This is a genomic window from Pseudomonas sp. P116 (assembly GCF_020149425.1).
GTDB lineage: Bacteria > Pseudomonadota > Gammaproteobacteria > Pseudomonadales > Pseudomonadaceae > Aquipseudomonas > Aquipseudomonas anatoliensis.
The window spans coordinates 205,194-226,193 of sequence record NZ_JACVHB010000002.1 but is presented as its reverse complement, the minus strand read 5'-3'; the positions used below and the strand labels follow the sequence as shown (position 1 = coordinate 226,193).

Annotated in this window: 13 protein-coding genes; 2 read left to right on the top strand and 11 right to left on the bottom strand. The window is 57.1% G+C overall.

The genetic code is table 11. The features are described from left to right. Positions 1–30: 30 nt before the first annotated feature. A complete protein-coding gene (locus ICA15_RS07380; protein WP_210552861.1) occupies positions 31–2,568 on the bottom strand; it encodes a PAS domain-containing protein in 2,538 nt (845 codons plus the stop codon). A gap of 127 nt (positions 2,569–2,695) precedes the next feature. On the opposite strand from ICA15_RS07380, the gene ICA15_RS07375 reads away from it, so the two are divergent. Further along, the gene (locus ICA15_RS07375; protein ID WP_210552860.1) at positions 2,696–3,802 is read left to right on the top strand and encodes a PilT/PilU family type 4a pilus ATPase; all 1,107 of its coding nucleotides are present in this window, start codon (positions 2,696–2,698) and stop codon (positions 3,800–3,802) included. Positions 3,803–3,948: 146 nt separating this feature from the next. Next, positions 3,949–7,641, top strand: coding sequence for a hypothetical protein (locus ICA15_RS07370; protein WP_210552859.1), 3,693 nt, complete (start codon positions 3,949–3,951; stop codon positions 7,639–7,641). Between the two features lie 55 nt (positions 7,642–7,696). On the opposite strand, the gene ICA15_RS07365 is transcribed toward ICA15_RS07370, so the two are convergent. From ICA15_RS07365 to ICA15_RS07320, 10 genes are all read right to left on the bottom strand, one after another. Then, positions 7,697–9,652 (bottom strand): acetoacetate--CoA ligase, encoded by a 1,956-nt coding sequence (locus ICA15_RS07365; protein WP_210552858.1) that lies wholly within the window; start codon positions 9,650–9,652, stop codon positions 7,697–7,699. A 156-nt stretch (positions 9,653–9,808) separates the two neighbouring features. Beyond that, complete coding sequence (hbdH, locus tag ICA15_RS07360) at positions 9,809–10,582, bottom strand: 3-hydroxybutyrate dehydrogenase (protein WP_210552857.1); 774 nt, start codon at positions 10,580–10,582, stop codon at positions 9,809–9,811. Positions 10,583–10,589: 7 nt separating this feature from the next. Continuing rightward, positions 10,590–11,981 (bottom strand): GntP family permease, encoded by a 1,392-nt coding sequence (locus ICA15_RS07355; RefSeq protein WP_210552856.1) that lies wholly within the window; start codon positions 11,979–11,981, stop codon positions 10,590–10,592. Between the two features lie 283 nt (positions 11,982–12,264). Next, the gene (locus tag ICA15_RS07350; RefSeq protein ID WP_210552855.1) at positions 12,265–13,680 is read right to left on the bottom strand and encodes a sigma-54 interaction domain-containing protein; all 1,416 of its coding nucleotides are present in this window, start codon (positions 13,678–13,680) and stop codon (positions 12,265–12,267) included. 166 nt (positions 13,681–13,846) lie between these two features. Then, the gene (locus ICA15_RS07345) at positions 13,847–15,421 is read right to left on the bottom strand and encodes an ABC transporter ATP-binding protein (RefSeq protein ID WP_210552854.1); all 1,575 of its coding nucleotides are present in this window, start codon (positions 15,419–15,421) and stop codon (positions 13,847–13,849) included. Between the two features lie 9 nt (positions 15,422–15,430). Next, entirely contained in the window at positions 15,431–16,453 is a 1,023-nt protein-coding gene (locus ICA15_RS07340) for an ABC transporter permease (RefSeq protein WP_150615468.1), read from the bottom strand. Continuing rightward, positions 16,453–17,514: a microcin C ABC transporter permease YejB gene (locus ICA15_RS07335; RefSeq protein WP_150602444.1), complete on the bottom strand. Its 1,062-nt coding sequence runs from the start codon at positions 17,512–17,514 to the stop codon at positions 16,453–16,455. The genes ICA15_RS07340 and ICA15_RS07335 overlap by 1 nt, the downstream gene beginning before the upstream one ends. Beyond that, positions 17,514–19,382 (bottom strand): extracellular solute-binding protein, encoded by a 1,869-nt coding sequence (locus tag ICA15_RS07330; RefSeq protein ID WP_210552853.1) that lies wholly within the window; start codon positions 19,380–19,382, stop codon positions 17,514–17,516. The genes ICA15_RS07335 and ICA15_RS07330 overlap by 1 nt, the downstream gene beginning before the upstream one ends. A gap of 133 nt (positions 19,383–19,515) precedes the next feature. Then, positions 19,516–19,797: a peptidylprolyl isomerase gene (locus tag ICA15_RS07325; RefSeq protein ID WP_150615470.1), complete on the bottom strand. Its 282-nt coding sequence runs from the start codon at positions 19,795–19,797 to the stop codon at positions 19,516–19,518. A gap of 96 nt (positions 19,798–19,893) precedes the next feature. Beyond that, positions 19,894–20,763: an esterase/lipase family protein gene (locus ICA15_RS07320; protein WP_150615471.1), complete on the bottom strand. Its 870-nt coding sequence runs from the start codon at positions 20,761–20,763 to the stop codon at positions 19,894–19,896. Positions 20,764–21,000 lie beyond the last annotated feature (237 nt).

The window sequence follows — 21,000 nt, the reverse complement described above, 5'->3', positions numbered from 1 at the left end:
GTGACGGCGGGGCGCGGATTATGCCTCAACTCAAGGCGTCTGGCTGATCATCGTGCGGATCTTGCTGGCCAGCAGCTCATTCGAAAACGGTTTGGCCACCATGTCCATGCCATCCTCGAGAAAGCCCTGACGCTCGGCGGCTTTCTGCGCATACCCGGTCATGAACAGCACCTTGAGCCCCGGATGATGCTGGCGAGCGATTTCCGCCAGTTGCCGACCGTTCATGCCCGGCAGTCCGACGTCGGTGACCAGCAGATCGACGCGTACATTCGATTCCAGCACCGGCAGAGCCGTGTTGGCGTCTTCGGCCTCGTAGGCGGTGTAGCCCAACTCCCTGAGCAAATCGAGCACCAGCATGCGCACCGCCGGGTCGTCTTCGACCACCATCACGGTTTCACCGGCGGCGATGGGCGCAGGTTGCTCAACGCGGTCAGCCTCCGGGCTTTGCGGCTCGCTGCCATGCAAGCGCGGCAAGTACAGACGCACGCAAGTACCCTGGTCCGGCAGGCTGTCGAGGCTGACATGGCCGCCCGATTGCTGGGCGAAACCATAAATCATCGACAATCCCAGACCGGTTCCCTGGCCAATAGGTTTGGTGGTGAAAAACGGATCGAATGCCTTGGAGCGCACCGAAGGGGTCATGCCGCTGCCGTTATCGCTGACCGCCAGCATCAGGTAATCGCCGGCCTTGACCGGCTCCAGCGTGGTGATGTCATTGCCGTCGAGATAAACGTTGGCCGTTTCGATCAGCAATTCACCGCCATCGGGCATGGCGTCGCGGGCGTTGATCACCAGGTTGAGCAGGGCGTTTTCCAATTGGCTGACGTCGGTGCTGACCGGCCAGAGGTTTTCGGCGAGGCGCAACGTGAGCGCGATCGGATCGCCCTTGGTGCGACGGATCAGATCTTCCAGCGAATGGATCAGCGCGTTGACGTCGAGGGTTTTGCGATCCAGTGACTGGCGCCGTGAAAACGCCAGCAAGCGGTGGGTCAGCGCAGCGGCACGGTTGGCGGACGACACAGCGGCTTCGGTAAAACGCCCGATCTCGTCGGCCCGACCATTGGCGATGTAGCGTTGCATCAGGTCGAGGCTGCCGATGATCCCGGTGAGCATGTTGTTGAAGTCATGGGCGATGCCTCCGGTGAGCTGACCGACTGCTTCCATTTTCTGCGCATGGCGCAACGCATCTTCGGCGCGCTCGCGTTCGAACATCTCGTTCTGCAAGCGCTCATTGGCCTGGGCCAATTGTTCGGTGCGGGCGCTGACGCGTTCTTCAAGGGTCTCGTTGAGATTGCGCAGCGCCTCTTCGGTTTTCTTGCGCTCGGACTCGTCGATCACAAAGATGTAGAAGCCGTTGACCGCGCCGTCCGCGCCGTGGCGGGGCAAGTAGTTCATCAGCGCATGCCGGGTGCTGCCGTCGCGATGCGGCGTGTACAGGCTGAACGAGCAGGGCCGTCCGGCCAGCGCCTCGCCGATGTACGGCGAACGCAGGAAATAGGCTTCTTCGCCGATCACCTCGCGAATAGTGCGGCCATACAGCTCTTGCGGCGTCAGACCGTACCAGTCGAGATACGCCGCGTTGTTCAGTCGAAAGCGTTCTTCGTGGTCGACATAGCTGATCAGGATCGGCATGGCGTTGATGATCAGCTGTAATTCGGTCTGACTCTGGCGCAACGCCTGTTCAGTTTGTTTGCGCTCTGTCAGGTCCAGCGCTGCGCCTAGAAAACGCACCGGCCGGCCATGGTGATCCTTGTAGCAACGGCCGCGGGCGAATACCCAGCGCTGCTCGCCGCCGGGCATCAGCAAGCGGTATTCCTCGGCGTATTCCGTGCCGTGGGTGATGCAATGTTTGATGCTGCGGGCGACCAGCGCACGGTCTTCGGGGTGAACGCCGTTCAGGTAATCGCTGATGGGCAATTGCCCGGCGCGTGCCGGATCAATGCCGTGCAACTGGGCAAAGTGCGCGTCGGCAATAAAACGATCTTCACCGATGTCCCAGTCCCAGGTGCCAACCGCATCGGTGGCGGCGAGCGCCAGTTGCAGTCGCTCTTCGGTGTCGCGCTGAACCCTGAGGCTCTCGTCCGAACGCTGCTGCAACTCCAGAGCGATGCGCCGCCGTTCGTTGGTTTCAATCGCGGTGACCAGGATCCCGGCCACCTGTGCACGTTCATCGCGGATCGGACTGTACGTCAGGTCAAGCCAGAAGTCTGAATCCTTGCCATCGCGTTGCAGGGTGAAGCGCTGTTCGCTGTAGGTGCGTACCTGACCTTGTAGGACGGCGCTGTAAATCGGGTCGGTAAAGTCTCGAAGTTCTGGCCATATCTGGTGCGCCGGCTGTCCGAAAGCGTGTGGGTGTTTGCTCCCGGCGAGCAGGGCAAAGCCATTGTTGTAGATCTGCGTCAACTCCGGACCCCACATCAGCAACATCGGCATCGGCGAGTGAATCACGATGTCCACGGCGGTGCGCAGGCTCTGCGGCCAGGTGCCAGCAGCGCCCAGAGGGCTGCGGCTCCAATCGGTACGGGCAATCAGTGCCTGGGCGTCGTTGCTGGTTGGTACAGCGTTCATCGTTGCATCCTGAGCGTCAGTCGGTAGGGCGGCGTCTACTATCCTAGTCTGATAGACGCGCATTGGCTCGCGGCGTCACGGCGCGGGTCCTCTCTGTTCATTGCAAGCTTCGCAGGTGCTTTTAGCCATGGAAATCGATGCACTGCTCAAACAACTGGCGAGTCGTCATGGTTCGGATCTGTTCCTCTCCACGGGCGCACCGCCCAGTGCACGTTTTGAAGGCGTACTGACGCCGCTCAGCGAACAACCTTTCAAACCGGGCGAGGTGGCAACGGTTGCCACCTCCCTGATGGACGCCGAGCAGCGCCGGGAGTTCGACCGGGATCTGGAAATGAACCTGGCAATCTCGCGCCCCGGCATCGGCCGTTTCCGGGTCAACATCTTTAAACAGCGTAACGATGTATCCATTGTGATCCGCAACGTCAAACTCGATATTCCGCGTTTCGAAGATCTCAAGCTGCCGCCAGTATTGCTCGAAACCGTGATGCTCAAGCAGGGGCTGATACTGTTTGTTGGCGCCACCGATTCGGGAAAATCAACGTCGCTGGCAGCGCTCATCGATCACCGCAACCGCCATAGCAGCGGGCATATCGTCACCATCGAAGACCCGATCGAGTACATCCACCGGCACAGGCTTTCGATCATCAACCAGCGTGAAGTCGGTGTCGACACGCGCAGCTTTCAAGCCGCGCTGAAAAATACCCTGCGCCAAGCTCCCGACGTCGTGCTGATCGGTGAAATCCGTGACCGAGAAACCATGGAACATGCGCTGGCGTTTGCCGAAACCGGTCACCTGGTGCTGTCGACCCTGCACGCCAATAACGCAAATCAGGCATTGGAAAGAATCATCAATATGTTTCCTGAAGAGCGTCGGGTGCAGTTGTTGCAGGCATTGGCGAGCAATCTTAAAGCCTGTGTATCGCAGCGACTTGTTCGGACGATAGACGGACTGCGAAGGGCTGCGGTGGAGGTAATGCTGGGCACGCCAACCATCGGCGATCTACTTAGAAATAATAAACTGGGTGAACTTAAAGTCATCATGGAGAAGTCAGTGGTGGAGGGGATGCGGACGTTTGATTTTTCCCTTTATAAATTGGTTGGAGAAGGAGTGGTGAGTGTCGAGGAGGCATTGAAGTACGCAGACTCTGTGAATGACTTGCGATTACGAATCAAGTTGGATTTATCTAAGGCAGGAGGTGACAAGTCGTTCGGAGAGTGGGAGTTGGCAGAGTGAGAATGGTTGATATTTTGAAGGTGTGGATCTCGATCTGCCGCGGCAGCGAAACTTGAGTTAATAAATCTCGGATTGAGAAATGCAGTTCTCTGGTTAATGTTTGTACTGTTGATTTCAACAATAAAGACATTGGGCGGAGAAATGACGTGAAAACAAGAAGTGTTTTGAGCGAAAGTGATGGTTCAACTACGCGTGATAATGAGCGATGCTTGCTTGCCGATGCGGCGGAGCGTAAAGAGATTGCCGATGCGCTTGAAGTGCTCGTATCCAGTAAAGAAGGAGAGCTGATTTCTTTAGAAGCTGAAAGGTTTTCGTTGCGGGAGCACTCCTCTCTTGGCTGTATGGTAAAGCCCTTGAAGAAGGAACTAAATGATTTTATCAAGCGATATCATCCCGATGGGGTAGTGCTTGTTACAAATCGATCTTTTGAGCCTGCGGTGGCTGAGTTCGATGACTGGGATCAGATCCGCTTTCGAAATAGAGTCATCTACGATCCATACGCCCAGCCCTATATCACTTATTTCATGAGTGTTGCTGATCAAGTCGGTGGGTTCATGTCCTCGGTTATTGGTGAAGCTAGTTATGCTCAATGGCTATGCTTTCACGGCATGAAGGTGCCAGCTGTTAATGATCGAGAACAAATCCGAAAATTAGCGGCATTTCTAAAATGGGAGTACCGCGCGCCCGAGGCAATCGAAAGTTACTGGGAACAGTTAGAGGGGCACGAAGCTGATAGCGTTAAGTTGACCGCCTCGCAATACGAGGAGGTCCGTGCAATGACCGCCCAGTATGTTCAAGGTGGAAAAAGTTTGCTTGATACTTTATACGAAAGGGTCAGGCCTGTACTGCATGATGGTATTTCCTGGGAAAATGCTGATGATGTAATTCATAAGCTCATCTATAACTCCTTTTCTTATGGTCTCGCAAGAAAATACATTGCGGCATTAGGCTGGTGGGGTGCCGCCTCTGGCGAGAGTCTTGATAATAAAGACCTGGCACAAATGCTGTATACGGCGCTCATACTTGATCTTGATTCCCAGGTAGGTGGCAGTCAGCAGCGGAACGTAATTGCTGGTCATGATATTTATGAATCCAGTCGCTCAGCTGATGAAACATTGGAAAAAATTCGCCAGGATTTTGAAGAGCATCTAGTCAGTAATAAAAAGGTTTCGCGCAAGTTGGCACCCTTGGCTTCGCATCTTGTGCTGTCGTCTGCAGCACCTGGGTTGCTGGTAAAGAATATTCCGTCCTGGCTCAAGGCGGGATCGGTCGGTTGGGTAACGTTCTGTCAAGCCGTGAGCATTTACGAACTTATTTCCAAAGGCGGAGTGCGGTTCCTTGATTACAAAGAAGTCATGCAGTTCGCCGATATAGATTCGCTAAGTCATGCATTGGGTCAGCTTCAGGGTGTGCTTGCCATTGAAGCAATTATTGATTGGGCGTTGATCAATGAAGTGATATCCAGAAGTGATCTTGAGGGATCAGTCAATGCTGCCTCTGATCGTGCGGTTGCCGCTTATGAAACCTTTTTGGAAGCCATGGTCAACACGGCGACAGCGTTTGCCCCCGTACCGGATCGAAAGCAATTGGCGTTGGCAACGCTGAGGCAGGCACTACCCGATGCCGAGACCGACTTTTTTGAGCAGCGAATACTCCGGCCACATCATTTCTCCGACTTCAGGGCTTCGATTCTGGATTTGTACATTGAAGGTACGCTAGACGGGCATGGCTGGAACTGGAGCCAGGAGCCGCATATTATGCATGCAAACCCTGGGCTGGCAGGGTTGCCGCAAAATCAACACGTTTTCGAAACCGAAGTTCGGAAATTCCATGGCAATATTCATAGGGCTATTAAAACTAATTTAAAGTTGGGCTTGGCGGGAATGCCGCGCGAAGATCGCGAAATACTAGGGAGGAGTGCAATTGCCTTCTTTACAGTCCGCGAACCGGATACGAAACAGGAGTTCCCGCAAGGCAGCGGTTCTGGCGTTCTTGGTGCAGGAAGTGCTAACTCCAGGACGGTGCAGGTTTGCAACATAAATGATAAGGCGCGGGGCCGCTATGGAGTGATCATGATCGCTTCGTATGATAATAATAAAATGCGCTGCTATGAGCTGTTCAGTATGACCGGGGAGTGTCGAAGAAACGACGCTTTAGGAGACTTTGTGCTGTCGTCTGGAGTAATGGAAGCACCCGCCAGGTTAGTGTATGGGAGTGAGGGTAAGGGTCCGCTGCCTGAATTTTATCGTGCTCCTTTGCACGTAAAAAAATACGTTGGGGATGGCTCACGTCCTACTGGGTTCATGAATGTATTCATAGAAAAACTGGGAGCCATTCCGGCGCCGACAAGGCCCGTCGAAAATAAAAACAGCATATATCAATATTTTGTCAGCCCTCATTTCGAGGATATTGCAAATTTCGTTGTAATGCATAGACCTGTCGGAAGTGTCAGTGAGCTTGTTGAGAGTCTTACCGTTTTAACTGATAAAGAGATGGCGGACAAAAAATATGAAAGGTTTGAGACGTGGCTTGTCAACTTGACCATACCTTTTAAAAAGTGCGTTGAGGACTTGCGGTCAGGGGATAGAAATTTACTTGTCGATGGTATTTACGGTTGCACTATGGACGCTATCGGTATTGTCTTTGCGGTGTTGGGCGTTCCAGCAAAAATTTTGGGCATTGCCGCCAAGTCCATTTCGTTGGCCGCCAAGCTCCTTAAAACCGCAAAATATTGCTTGACGCTAACAGTATCGATTTTGAATCCGATCGATGCCGCGTTACCCCTTCTCATCGGGTTTGGATTAAAGCAATTAAAAAATGGAATTAAACTTGGTCATCAGGCAGCCCGGTTGTTGGGCAAGGCTAATGCCCAGATATTTAGATTGACCGGGCGACATAAATACATCGATATGCTGAAGGCTGCCAGTCTTTCCCGGGTCGGAAAAGGCAAATGGCGCGCACTTGGTGCCACTGTTGATATCTCAAGCGTGCTCGCCGTTAGCAGAAATAAACGATGGTACGCCCTTAATAGTCGCGGTAATCCTTGGGGCAAGGCACTGGATGGTTTCGACTTGAAGAGCTTGGTTTTAATTCCAAGCATTCGGCCCATTGATTACACGATTCATGTAATTCGAAATGGTATGTCGATAGCAGGTATGAAGGTGAAAAGCGCCATTAGTGTCTTGGCGCGGAGGCAGTTTGCCCTTAAAACTGATCTTGCCATCGGTCTGTTTTTAGGTAGCACGAACAAGGCGCGCGACAAGCTTTCGGCTGTTATGGAGGTTGTTCGTTTAGACTTCGATGGCACATCAATCAGTAACTTTTTTCTAGATGTAGCGAAGGTCGATAACCAGATTATTCAAGTCGATCAGAGCAAATATAGTGATTGGAAAAAGGCCGGGTTACAGGAGCGAGATAATTTTCAATACTTGCAAGTGAGCACTCAACATCTTAATGACCGGTTTAATGCAGCGAGCTTTAGCTACGGTGAAGTGGCAGACGACCTGATTCACGAGATGGTTTGTGCGGGCCCTCGCAAGACTGAACTGGTTTCCGCCAAGGCTGCTCGTCTAAACGATGCCCCAGCCCTCAACGTGGCACCATTACTGAATCTCGCGGCGGGTCGGTTGCCAAAATCTGATGGAGCCGGGGCTTTTTACAACAGTGATGATGCCGTATCAAACGCAGATTCCATTGCTGTCTTGGCGTCTCTGCTGGCTCAGTTGGATCAGGCCCCCGCTCAATTCGAGAAAAACTTCGAAATCATGACCGACGCTGTCATCGCCAGCCGGGGGCAAACCATAAAAAGCGAGGTATTGATCAGGCTGAATTCCGTCTGACTCCGGGTAATACTGCGTTTTGACTGGGGGACTGCGAATATGCTGTCCCAGGCTTTCAATCATTGAGCTCTGATCGATCCCGAAACTGCTCCAACGCTTCCGGATTGGCCAACGCATCGGTATTTTTCACAGGCAATCCGTGCACCACGTTTTTCACGGCCAGCTCCACAACCTTGCCGCTGATCGTGCGCGGAATGTCCGTGACCTCGACGATTTTCGCTGGCACATGGCGGGGTGTGGTGTTGGCGCGGATGACCTGGCGGATCTGCGCTTGCAGTGCCTCGTTCAGTTCAACACCGTCCTGAAGCCGCACAAACAACACCACCCGCACATCGTCCTGCCATTGCTGCCCGATAGCTACGCTGTCGAGCACTTGCGGGACTTTTTCAACCTGCCGATAAATCTCCGCCGTACCGATGCGCACGCCGCCCGGATTGAGCACGGCGTCGGAGCGGCCGTGAATCATCATCGCGCCATGTTGCAGTTGTTCGGCGTAATCGCCCTGCGCCCAAACGCCGGGGAACAGGCTGAAATAGGATTTGCGCAGCTTCTCGTCATCCGGGTCATTCCACAAACCGATCGGCATCGCCGGAAAATGCCGGGTGCACACCAACTCGCCTTTCTCACCGATCACCGGCTGACCCGCGTCGTTCCAGACTTCAACCGCCATGCCCAGGCTCTTGCCCATGATCTCGCCGCGCCGCACAGGGGACAGCGGATTGCCGTTAACGAAGCAGGAAACGATATCGGTACCACCGGACATCGAGGCCAGGCAGACGTCCGGTTTGAAATCGCGGTAGACGAAGTCGTAGCTCTGCGGCGACAAGGCTGAGCCGGTGCAGAGCAGGGTTTTCAGGGCGCTCAGATCATGGCTTTCGCGGGGCTTGAGGTCGCTGTTTTCCAGGGTTGCGAGGAATTTCGGGCTGGTGCCGAATACGCTGACGCACTCATCTTCCAGCAGGTCCAGCAAACGCTCGGGACCTGGGTGAAAGGGCGAACCGTCATACAGCACCACAGCGCTGCCGACCGCGAGGGCCGACACCAGCCAGTTCCACATCATCCAGCCACACGTTGTGTAGTAGAACAAGCGGTCTTCGGGACCAAGGTCGACATGCAATCCATGTTCCTTGACGTGTTGCAGCAGCACGCCGCCGGTGCTGTGCACGATGCATTTCGGCACGCCGGTGGTGCCACTGGAATACAGCACGTACAGCGGATGAGCGAACGGCACCGGGACGAAAAACGGCTCGCCACCCGGCTTGTAGAAATCATCCCAGAGCGTGACATCGGCGTGCGTTCGATAATCTTCCACGCGGGCCTGCGAGCGCGCGTAAGGCACGATGATCAGCTGTTGCAGCGACGGCAGTTGCTCGAGGATTTCATTGAGCTTGATCGTCTGGTCGATCTCTTTGCCGGCGTAGCGATAGCCGGCGCAGGTGATCAGTACGTTCGGTTCGATCTGGCCGAAGCGGTCGATCACGCCATGGGTGCCGAAGTCCGGTGATGAGCACGACCAGATTGCCCCAAGGCTGGTGGTCGCGAGCATCGCCACCAGGGTCTGCCAGGTGTTGGGCATGCACGCCGTCACCCGGTCACCGAGGCCAACACCAGCCGCTTGCAGGCTGGACTGAAACCCCGCGACCTCGCGGGCCAGTTCGGCCCAGGTCAATTGCTCGCGCTGACCATTTTCCGCCACGCTCACTATGGCCACGGCATCATCACGTCGGCGCAGCAGGTGTTCGGCGAAATTCAGCGTCGCTCCGGGAAACCATTCGGCGCTGGGCATTTTCGCGCCTTCGCGCAATACGTCGTCAGGCTGGGCGTGAAATTGGATGTCGAAGAAATCAACGATTGCCTGCCAAAATGCCTCGCGCTGATCGATGCTCCACTGGTGCAGGGCAGAGTAGTCGCCAAGGTTCAGCGAATGGCGCTGATTGACCCAGCGCCGGAACGTGTCCATGCGCGATTTGGCGATGCGGTCGGTGTCGGGTTGCCAGAGGATGTCGGACATTGGTTGCCTCTTTTTATCTGATTCATACACGTGGCTCAGGTAGCACATCGATCCCTTGTATGAGTGAGCCTGCTCGCGATAGCGGTGTGTCAGTTGATACAGCTTTGACTGACCCAACGCTATCGCGAGCAGGCTCACTCCTACAGGGTGCGCGGCTTACTGCGCCAACCACCCACCATCAATATTCCACGCCGCACCACGCACCTGGCTGCCGGCCTCGCTGCACAGAAACAGCACCAGTTCGCCCAGATGCTGCGGGGTTACGAATTCCAGTGACGGCTGTTTCTCTGCCAGCAAATCATGTTGCGCCTGCTGCGGGTCGATGCCCTTGGCTGCGCGATCATCGATCTGCTTCTGCACCAGCGGCGTCAACACCCAGCCAGGACAGATAGCGTTGCAGGTGACGTTACTGGTCGCAGTTTCCAGGCCGACCACTTTGGTCAGCCCGATCACGCCATGTTTGGCCGCGACATAAGCCGCTTTGCCGGTTGAGCCTACCTGGCCATGGACGGAGGCAATGTTGATGATTCGCCCCCAACCCTTGGCACGCATGCCTGGCAGGCTCAGACGGGTGCTGTGGAACACCGAAGAAAGATTGATGGCGATGATCGAATCCCAGCGCTCGACCGGAAATTCTTCCACGGCCGCGACGTGCTGGATGCCAGCGTTATTGACCAGAATGTCCACGCCGCCGAACTCGCGGTCGGCGTACGCAATCATCTCGGCGATCTGCGCCGGGTCGCTGACGTCGGCCGGATGATGGCCGACCTTGCCGCCGGACTGCGCTACTTCAGCAATGACTTTGGCGGCATCGCCGAAGCCGTTGAGAATCACGTTGGCCCCGGCCTTGGCCAGCGCGAGGGCAATGCCCAGGCCGATGCCGCTGGTGGATCCGGTAACCAGTGCGGTTTTGCCCGAAAGAGTCGTCATCAATACCTCACACAATGCCAGTGGCGTAGAAAGTGCCGATCACCACGAAAACCGCCAGGGTCTTGATCAGCGTAATACAGAAAATGTCTTTGTAGGCTTCGCGGTGGGTCAGACCGGTGACCGCCAGCAGCGTGATCACCGCGCCGTTGTGCGGCAGGGTGTCCATGCCGCCGCTGGCCATCGCGGCCACCCGGTGCAGCACTTCCAGCGGAATATTCGCCGCGTTCGCCGCGCTGATGAACTGCTCCGACATCGCCGCCAGGGCAATGCTCATACCGCCCGACGCAGAACCGGTGATACCGGCGAGCAAGGTCACGGTGATCGCTTCGTTGACCAGCGGATTGGGGATTTGCTTGAGCCAGTCGGCCAGCACCAGAAACCCCGGCAGCGAGGCGATCACCGCGCCAAAACCGTATTCCGACGCCGTGTTCATGGCGGCCAGCAACGCACCGCTGACCGCGCTCTTACTGCCCTCGGCCAATTTGCTGCGAATCGCTTTAAAGCCGAACACCAGCACCATGAGGATGCCGATCAGCAACGCCGCTTGTACCGCCCAGATCGCCGTCAGTTTGGCGATTTCCGTGGTGACCGGCGTGGCCATGCCCGGCAGCGCGAGGCTGTGGGTCTTGCCGTACCACTGCGGAATCCACTGGGTAAACAGCAGGTTCATGATGCCCACCGCCAGCAGCGGCGACAGCGCAAGCCACGGGTTAGGCAGCTTCAGGTCTTCGGCCGTTTCCGGCTCATTGCGCAGCTCGGTGCCATAACCCTCACCGGCACGCTGGGCCTTGTTGCGCTGGCGCTGGAGGAACAGCATGCCGGCACAGAACACGAAAATCGTACCGATCACACCTAGCCACGGCGCGGCCCACGCGGTGGTATTGAAGAAGGTGCTGGGAATGATGTTCTGGATTTGCGGGGTGCCGGGCAAGGCATCCATGGTGAACGAAAACGCGCCGAGGGCGATGGTCGCCGGGATCAGGCGCTTGGGGATATTGCTCTGGCGAAACATCTCCGCGGCGAACGGGTAGACCGCAAACACCACGACGAACAGCGAAACGCCACCGTAGGTGAGCACGGCGCAAACCAGCACAATCACCAGCATGGCCTGCCTGGTGCCAAGCAGACGAATCGCCGCAGCGACGATAGAACGCGAGAATCCGGACACCTCGATCAACTTGCCGAACACGGCGCCGAGCAGGAACACGGGAAAATACAGTTTGATGAAACCGACCATTTTTTCCATGAACACCCCGGTGAAGGCAGGGGCGACGGCGGAAGGGTCGGTCAACAGGACAGCGCCGAGGGCGGCAATCGGGGCAAAAAGGATAACGCTGTAGCCACGGTAGGCCGCGAGCATCAGCAGCGCGAGGGCGGCCAAGGCAATGATCACACTCATGGTGTGCTCCTTCGATTGTTATTTTTGTGGTGAAACGGATGTAGGAAGGAGTAGTAGCGAGATGCGTGCCAAGTTCGTAACGTATTGAAATGTAAGGGGAATGGTTGATTTTGTTGCGGGAATTCACGCTCATTGTCTCTATAGAGAGACGTTTATGAGATCAAAAGATCGCAGCCTTCGGCAGCTCCTACAGGGGCGACGCGAATTACCCTTGTAGGAGCTGCCGAAGGCTGCGATTTTTTGATCTTGATTCAACCGTCTCACATCGGAGATATGTATCTCGCTATTGAGACTCGGCAATCCCCAACGCCACCATCTTCTTATACAACGTCGACCGCCCAAGCCCCAGCCGAGCCGCCGCTTCCGGCACCTTGCCCCCACATTGCACAAGCGCAGACTGGATCAACTGTCGGTCAAACCGCTCTCGAGCCTGGGCGAAAGTTTCCTCGGCCAACGGTTCAACAACCGGGGTGCCGGTTCGCTCCACCGGTGTAAACGTGCCGATTGCCGCACGAATGTCGCTCTCTGAAAGCATCAAATCATCACTGAGCAGCGCCGCCCGTTCCAGTACGTTGCGCAGCTCGCGAATGTTGCCCGGCCAGGCATGCTGCCCGAGCAACGCCAAGGCTTCGCGGTGCAGTTCGTGCTGGCTGCGCAGCTCTTCGAGAATGGCTTCGCTGAGCGCTGGCAGGTCGTCGAGCCTGTCCCGTAACGGCGGCACATTGATGGGCAATACGTTGAGTCGGTAATACAAGTCAGCGCGGAACTCACCGCGTTTGATCGCCGCTTGCAAGTCCGTCGATGTCGCGGCGATCACCCGCACGTCGCTCTGGATCACGTCATTGGAGCCCACCGGCTCGAACTCTTTCTCTTGCAGCACGCGCAGCAATTTGCTTTGCAGCGGCAACGGCATGTCGCCAATTTCATCGAGGAACAACGTGCCACCCTGAGCAATCTGCAGTTTGCCGGTGCGACCCTTGCGGTCAGCGCCGGTGAAGGCGCCCGGTGCCGTACCGAAAAATTCCGCTTCGAGCAGCGCCTCGGGGATCGCCGCACTGTTGATGCTGACAAAAGCCTTGTGTGCCCGTGGCGAAGCACTGTGGATTGCCTGGGCCAACAGTTCCTTGCCGGTGCCCGTTTCGCCGAGCAACAAAACCGGCGAGTCGGCACTGGCGCTACGGCGAGCGCGACGTTTGACTTCGAGGCTGGCGGCACTGGTGCCGATGAAGTGCGCAAAGTTGTACTTGGTCTGCCGCGCGCGCAGCAATGAGCGGGTCGAGGCCAGTTCTTCCTGCATGCTCAGGTAGCGCTTGAGCATTGGTGACAGCGTGCGCAACTCATCAAACAGGGCGAAGCCGATGGCGCCGATCACCGTGCCGGCATCGTCGTGAATCGGCAGGCGCATCACCACCAACGGCTCTTTCGGTGTGTCCTGCATGTCCAGCAGAATCGGCCGCCCGCTGCGCACCACTTCACGCAACAGACTGCCGGGGATCACGCTTTCACAGGGTTTGCCAATCGCACCTGCAGCAGATTCGAGGCCGAAACGTCGGGCGTAGCGTTCGTTCATCCAGACGATGTTGGCGTCGCGATCGACAATCACCGTGCCTTCACTCGATTGCTCGATGATCTCGAACAGCGAGCGGATCGCCAGGGTGCGAACCCGTTGGTAGTCCTTGAGGCTTTCGGTGCTGTTCATGAAGGCTGATCCTGAATGTGTGTTGCCAGTGTTGGCCTCATCGCTGGCAAGCCAGCTCCCACAGTTTCATTGGTGTACACAACATTTGTGAGCGACCGAAAACCCTGTGGGAGCTGGCTTGCCAGCGATAGCAGCGACTGGATTTCAAGCCGGGCGCCAATTATGCCTACCCCGGATGCGCCGCTGCCAACAGCTCTTTGGTATACGGATGCTGCGGCGAATCAAACACCTCATGACTCGCGCCACGCTCGACCACTTTGCCGTCCTTGATCACAATCATGTCGTGGGCCAGAGCGCGTACCACCGCCAGGTCATGGCTGATGAACAGATAAGTCAGGCCATGTTTTTCCTGCAGATCACGGAGCAGGGCGACCACTTGTTTCTGCACCGTGCGATCCAGTGCCGAGGTCGGTTCATCGAGCAAAATCAGCGCCGGTTTCAGTACCAGCGCCCGGGCAATGGCGATGCGTTGGCGCTGACCACCGGAAAACTCGTGGGGATAGCGATGACGGCTGTCCGGGTCGAGACCGACTTCCTTGAGCACGCGGATCACCTGTTCGTCGCATTCATCGGCGGTGGACTCGCAATGCACTTCCAGACCTTCGCTGATGATCTGCGCCACCGACATCCGCGGGCTAAGGCTGCCGAATGGATCCTGAAACACCACCTGCATCTGCCGACGCCATGGTCGCAGTTGCTTCTGGTTGAGACTGTCGAGCGCTTCACCCTGGAAGCGGATAATGCCTTCGGAGTCGAGCAAACGCAGGATCGCCTGACCGAGCGTCGACTTGCCCGAACCGGATTCGCCAACAATGCCCAAGGTCTTGCCGCGCTGAATGTTCAGGCTGATGCCGTCCACTGCGCGCAAATACTGTTTGCGCTGAAACAGCCCGCCACCGAGGAGAAATTCGACCCGCAGATCATCGACTTCCAGCACGTTCTCACGCTCATCACGGGGCAGCGCTTCGCCATCAGGCTCGGCGTTGAGCAGCACGCAGCTGTAAGGATGCTTCGGCTCGGTGAAGAGTGTTTCGCAGGGCGCCTGCTCGACAATCTCGCCGGCCTTCATCACACAGACACGCTGGGCAATGCTGCGCACCAGATTGAGGTCGTGGCTGATCAACAGCAGTGACATGCCCAACCGCTGTTGCAGGGATTTGAGCAGCAGCAGGATCTTGCGCTGCACGGTGACATCGAGCGCGGTGGTTGGCTCATCGGCGATCAGCAATTCTGGTTCGCAGGCCAGCGCCATGGCAATCATCACCCGTTGACGTTGGCCGCCAGATAACTGATGCGGATAGGCCTTGAGCCGCTCTTTGGGTTTCTGGATGCCCACCAGTCCGAGCAGCTCGAGGATGCGTTTTTGCGCCTCTTTGCCGCCGAGGCCGCGGTGCAGCAACAGCGTCTCGCCGATCTGCTTTTCGATGGTGTGCAGCGGGTTGAGCGAGGTCATCGGCTCCTGAAAGATCATCGCGATGCGGTTGCCACGCAATTCACGCAGGACCTTCGGATCGGCGCCGACCAGTTCCTGCCCGCGATAGCGAATGCTGCCGCTGGTTTGCGCGTCGCTTTCGGGGAGCAATTGCAGGATCGAATGCGCCGTTACCGACTTGCCCGAGCCGGACTCACCGACCAGTGCCAGGCATTCACCGGGGCGGATATCCAGGCACAGGTCGCGCACCACGGTCTGACCATGGAAGGCGACGTTCAGATTACGGATTTCAATCAGGTTGTCAGTCATGGTCACGCTTCAGGATCGAGGGTCGAACGCGTCACGTAACGCTTCGCCGATGAACACTAATAAAGAAAGGATCAGCGCCAGCGTGAAAAACGCCGTCAGTCCGAGCCACGGTGCCTGCAAGTTCTGCTTGCCCTGGCCGATCAATTCGCCCAGCGAGGCACTGCCAGCAGGCATGCCGAATCCAAGGAAGTCCAGCGCGGTGAGGGTGGAAATCGCTCCGGTCAGAATGAACGGCAGATAGCTCAACGTCGCATTCATGGCGTTGGGCAGGATGTGCCGGACAATCACTTTGCGGTCAGTCAAACCCAAGGCGCGCGCGGCTTTGACGTATTCCAGATTGCGTCCGCGCAGGAACTCGGCACGCACCACGTCCACCAATGCCAGCCATGAAAACAGCGCCATGATCCCCAGCAGCCACCAGAAATTCGGTTCGACGAAACCGGAGAGGATGATCAGCAGGTACAACACCGGCAACCCGGACCACACCTCCAGCAAACGTTGCCCGAGCAGATCGACCCAGCCGCCGTAATAGCCCTGTAAGGCGCCGGCCGCGATGCCGATCACGGCGCTGACAAACGTCAGCATCAGTGCAAACAGAATCGACACCCTTGCGCCGAAGATCACCCGCGCCAACACATCCCGCGACTGGTCGTCGGTGCCGAGCCAGTTGACCGCCGTGGGTGGGCTGGGTGCCGGTTTGTTGAGGTCGTAATTGGGTGTGTCGTCACTGAACGGAATCGGTGGAAACAGCAGCCAGCCACCGTCCTTGCGGATCAGGTTCTGCACGTAGTCGCTGCGGTAATCGGCCTGGAAGGGCAGTTGCCCGCCGAACTCCTGTTCGGTGTGGCGTTTGAATACCGGGAAATACCACTCGCCCTGATAGCTGACCATCAGCGGTTTGTCGTTGGCGATCAGTTCGCCGCCCAACGTCACCACGAACAGCCCGATAAACAACCATAACGACCACCAACCCCGGCGGTTTTTCTTGAAGCGCTCGAAGCGGCGGCGACCCAGGGGCGAGAGCTTTAACATCAGGCGTTCCTCGCGGCGAAGTCGATGCGCGGATCGACGAGGGTGTAGCACAGGTCGCCGATCAGTTTTATCAGCAAACCGAACAGGGTGAAGATGAACAGCGAGCCGAACACCACCGGATAGTCCCGGGAAACGGCCGCTTCGTAACTCATGCGGCCGAGACCGTCGAGAGAGAAGATCACTTCGATCAGCAGGGAACCGGCGAAGAACACACTGATAAAGGCTTGAGGAATGCCCGACACCACCAGCAACATCGCGTTGCGGAACACGTGGCCATACAGCACACGGCGCTCGCTCAAGCCTTTGGCCCGAGCCGTGACCACGTATTGGCGGGTGATTTCGTTGAGGAACGAGTTCTTGGTCAGAATCGTCAATGTCGCGAAACCACCGATCACCAGCGCGGTGACCGGCAACACCAGATGCCAGAAGTAGTCGGCGATCTTGCCAAGGGTCGACAACGATTCGAAGTTGTCCGAGACCAGACCTCGCACCGGAAACCAGTTCAGCGAGGTGCCGCCGGCAAACACCACGATCAGGAACATCGCAAACAGAAACGCTGGCATCGCGTAGCCAATGATGATCGCCGTGCTGCTCCAGATATCGAAATGGCTGCCGTGATGCACGGCTTTGCGGATCCCCAGCGGGATCGACACCAGATAAGTGATCAGCGTCGCCCACAGCCCGAGCGAGATGGTCACCGGCATTTTTTCCAGAATCAGATCGGTGACCGTCGCGCCACGAAAGAAGCTCTTGCCGAAGTCCAGTTGCGCGTAGTTCTTCAACATCAGCCACAGGCGTTCATGGGCCGGTTTGTCGAAACCGTACTGTTTTTCGATGTCCTTGATCAGTTGCGGGTCGAGACCGCGGCTGGCGCGTGATGTACCGCTCATGGTCTCGCCCGAACCGCCGCCGACATTCGTCCCGCCAATGCCCTGCAAGTGCGCGATCGCCTGCTCGACCGGGCCACCGGGCGCAGCTTGAATGATGACGAAATTGACCAGCAGAATGATCACCAGCGTCGGAATGATCAGCAGCAAACGCCGCAGTATGTAGCCCCACATCAGCGCGGCCCTCCGGGTCTGCCACGGGTGATTTTCTCGGCGGTCATCTGTTGATTGGTCAGCGGCGTGCGGCTGATTTCCCACCAGCTCTCGATGGCTTCGTCATTGCTGGCCTGAACCGACGGAATGCCGAAACGGTTCCACCAGACCGTCGAACTGCCCGGCGGATAGTAGTTGGGAATCCAGTAGTAATTCCATTGCAGCACCCGATCCAGCGCATGGGCGTAGTGCAGCATGTCGGGTTTGGTCGTGGCGCGGATCAGCCCGTTGATCAAGGTGTCCACTGCAGGGTTTTTCAACACCATGTAGTTATTGGCGCCAGGGTCGTTGGCAGATGCAGAGCCGAAATAGTTGAGCAGTTCGCCCCCCGGCGACGTAGTGACAGGGTAACCGGTGACGATCATGTCGTAGTCGCGGTTCATCAACCGGTTGACGTACTGCGAGGCGTCGATGCGGCGGATGTTGAGGTCGATGCCGATCTGTTTCAGCGTGCGCTTGTAGGGCAGTAACAGACGATCGATGCCGTTCTGACTGACCAGAAAGGTAAAACTCAGCGGCTCGCCTTTGGCATTCACCAGTTGATCGCCGTCGGGTTTCCAGCCGGCCTGCTCGAGCAATGCGAGGGCTTGCAATTGCTTGTCGCGGATCACGCCGCTGCCATCGGTTTTAGGCGCCTCGAAGACTTTCGTGAAGACCTCGTCGGGAACCTGTCCACGCAACGGTTCAAGGATTTTCAGCTCTTGTGCATCGGGCAACTCCCGCGCCGCCAGATCTGAATTGGAAAAGTAGCTTTGCTGGCGGATGTACAGATTGCGCATCATCTGCCGGTTGCTCCACTCGAAATCCCACAGCATCGCCAATGCCTGACGCACGCGTCGATCCTGGAAAGTCGGTTTTTGCAGGTTGAACACAAATCCCTGGGCAGATTGCGGCGCCTCGGTGGCCAGATGGGCTTTTTGCAGCCGCCCGTCGCTCAGGGCGGGGCTGTCATAACCGATCGAGTAGCCGGTGGCGGAAAACTCGCGGTTGTAGTCATAGGCGCCACCGCGCAGCACCTGGCGTGCGACGTCGGTGTCGCCGAAGTATTCGATGCTGAAATGATCAAAGTTATACAAACCGCGGCTGACCGGCAGATCCTTGCCCCACCAATCGGCATTGCGCTCGAACGTGATACTCCGTCCCGAGTCAACCTTGCCAACCCGATAAGGTCCGCTGCCCAGTGGCGGTTCATAACCACCGCCGCCGGCAAAATCGCGACGCTTCCACCAGTGCTCGGGAAACACCGGCAGGGTCGCGATATCCAGTGGCAAGGTACGGTTTTCATTGCTTTTGAAATCGAAGCGCACGGTCAGCGGTGCTTCCACTTCGAGGCCTTTGACGTCGGCGAACTGTGTGCGATAGCGCAAGCTGCCTTGGGTCATCAACAAATCGAAGGTGTAACGCACGTCTTCGGCGGTGATCGGCTTACCGTCGGCAAAGCGGGCCTTGGGGTTGATAAAGAACCGTAGCGACAGGCCGTCGACCGAGCGCTCCATTTTTTGCGCGACCAGACCGTAGACGGTGTACGGCTCGTCCATCGAACGCTGTGCCAGCGGTGAGTACAGCATGCCGTCGATCTGGCTGACGCCTATGCCTTTGTCTATATAAGGAAGGATGTGGTCGAAGTGGCCGATTTCGAGCGCCGAGCGGCGCATCGTTCCGCCCTTGGGGGCCAGCGGGTTGGTGTAGTCGAAGTGACTGAAGTCTGCGGGGTATCTGGCGGGTTCGCCATACACGGTCAACGCATGTTGCGGTGCAGCGTTCACACCAGCGGCGCCCGACAGCAGGGCGAGGGCGGTGAGCATCAATGTAGGGAAAACCAGTCGCATTGTCAGCCTTGGAACCGGGTAATCGATAGGCGCAAGTTGTACGCGAGAGGCGCGTCAGTCGCCAGCCGTATGTGTAACTGAAACACAACGGCCCACCAAAAGGCGGGCCGTTGTATAGCAATCAGACGAAGGATCAGTCCTGACGGCTGGTGACTTCCAGCAGGTGATAACCGAACTGGGTCTTCACCGGGCCTTGCACGACGTTGATCGGCGCGCTGAAGACCACGGTGTCGAATTCCTTGACCATCTGGCCAGGACCGAACGAGCCCAGATCACCGCCCTGACGGCTGGACGGGCAGGTGGAATTGGCTTTGGCGACTTCGGCGAAATCAGCGCCGCCTTCGATCTGGGTCTTGAGTTCGTTGCACTTTTCTTCGCTGGCAACAAGGATGTGGCGGGCAGTGGCTTTAGCCATGGGGAAACTCTCCAATCTATTTCAGTAAAGTGTGGAGCCTACCGGAATCAGTGGCCGAATTCTCGGCAAAGTTCCGTGCGATTGTCGACTATCTGATCACAGATTCGCTGCTTTCAGGCGCGCGGCATGCTCAACGTAAAGACCAATCGGGTCGAGTTGGCCGGGGCAGCCATCGGCAGGGCGGCGCAGTGTGCTCAGGTGATTCAGCGGATAGTCAGACCGGATCACTTGCCCCAGGTGGGAGCTGAAGCGTCCTACAAAACCGTCATTCTGTTGCCCCTCCGTTATGAAATATTGCGATAGCGCCCGGTAAACGCCTTGAATCGGATCGAGAGTGGGCAGGCCGTTTGCCGGTAGCACTCCGCTCCAGGAGTAATAGTGCACGCCATTGACTTGCCCGGGGCCATCGCCGCCCCAAGTGCTGGGCAACCCCTGTGGGTATTTGTCGTTGAAGGCGCCAACCCCCACGGTGGTCAGTGCATTGAGCGCCGCCAACGCGTTCTGCGGCAGGTTGACACTACCGCTGAGCAGTGAAAGGAAGTCGGCAAACAGCGTTGCAACGTTTTGCGCGACCACTTCCGGCAACTGACCCGGAACCAGAGCCTTGCGCAGGAAGTCGGCCAGTTCGGAGCCGTGGTTTGGACCACTGACTGAAGTCACCGAAGCAACGGCGTGCGGAGCAAGCGCCGCCGCGTATCGAGCAGTCAGTGCGCCCTGGCTGTGGCCTATGAGGTTGACTTTGCTGACACCTGTGCCTCGCAGGACGCGATCAATCTGCGCCAGCAATTGCTCGCCCCTCATTTCGTTATTGTGGGTGGCGGAGAGGTGAGGAACAAACACTCGGTTTTGAGCGTTTTTCAGCGCCACCTTGACGTCGTGAAACAGCTCGAAATGGCCAATACGCTCGAATCCGAACAGGCCGTGTACCAGAAGGATGGGATAACGAGTTACAGCATTCCGTTGCATGTTCTTACCTTTTTTCGCAGAAGTTCATTGGGGAATCTGTGGGCCACTCTAAAACACACAACTCGTTGAAGAGGTACGAAGAGGCTTCAATTGGCCGTTGAATCTGGACTAGTGGTCGTGAGAAGTTTCGGAAACAGTCGAAATCCAAATCGGAAGTTCTGGCCGTCTCCCGCAGGAACCCGCTCGATCTTGAGTAAGTTGCCTACCGGCCCCATTGCTTTTGCGCCATGGATGCGG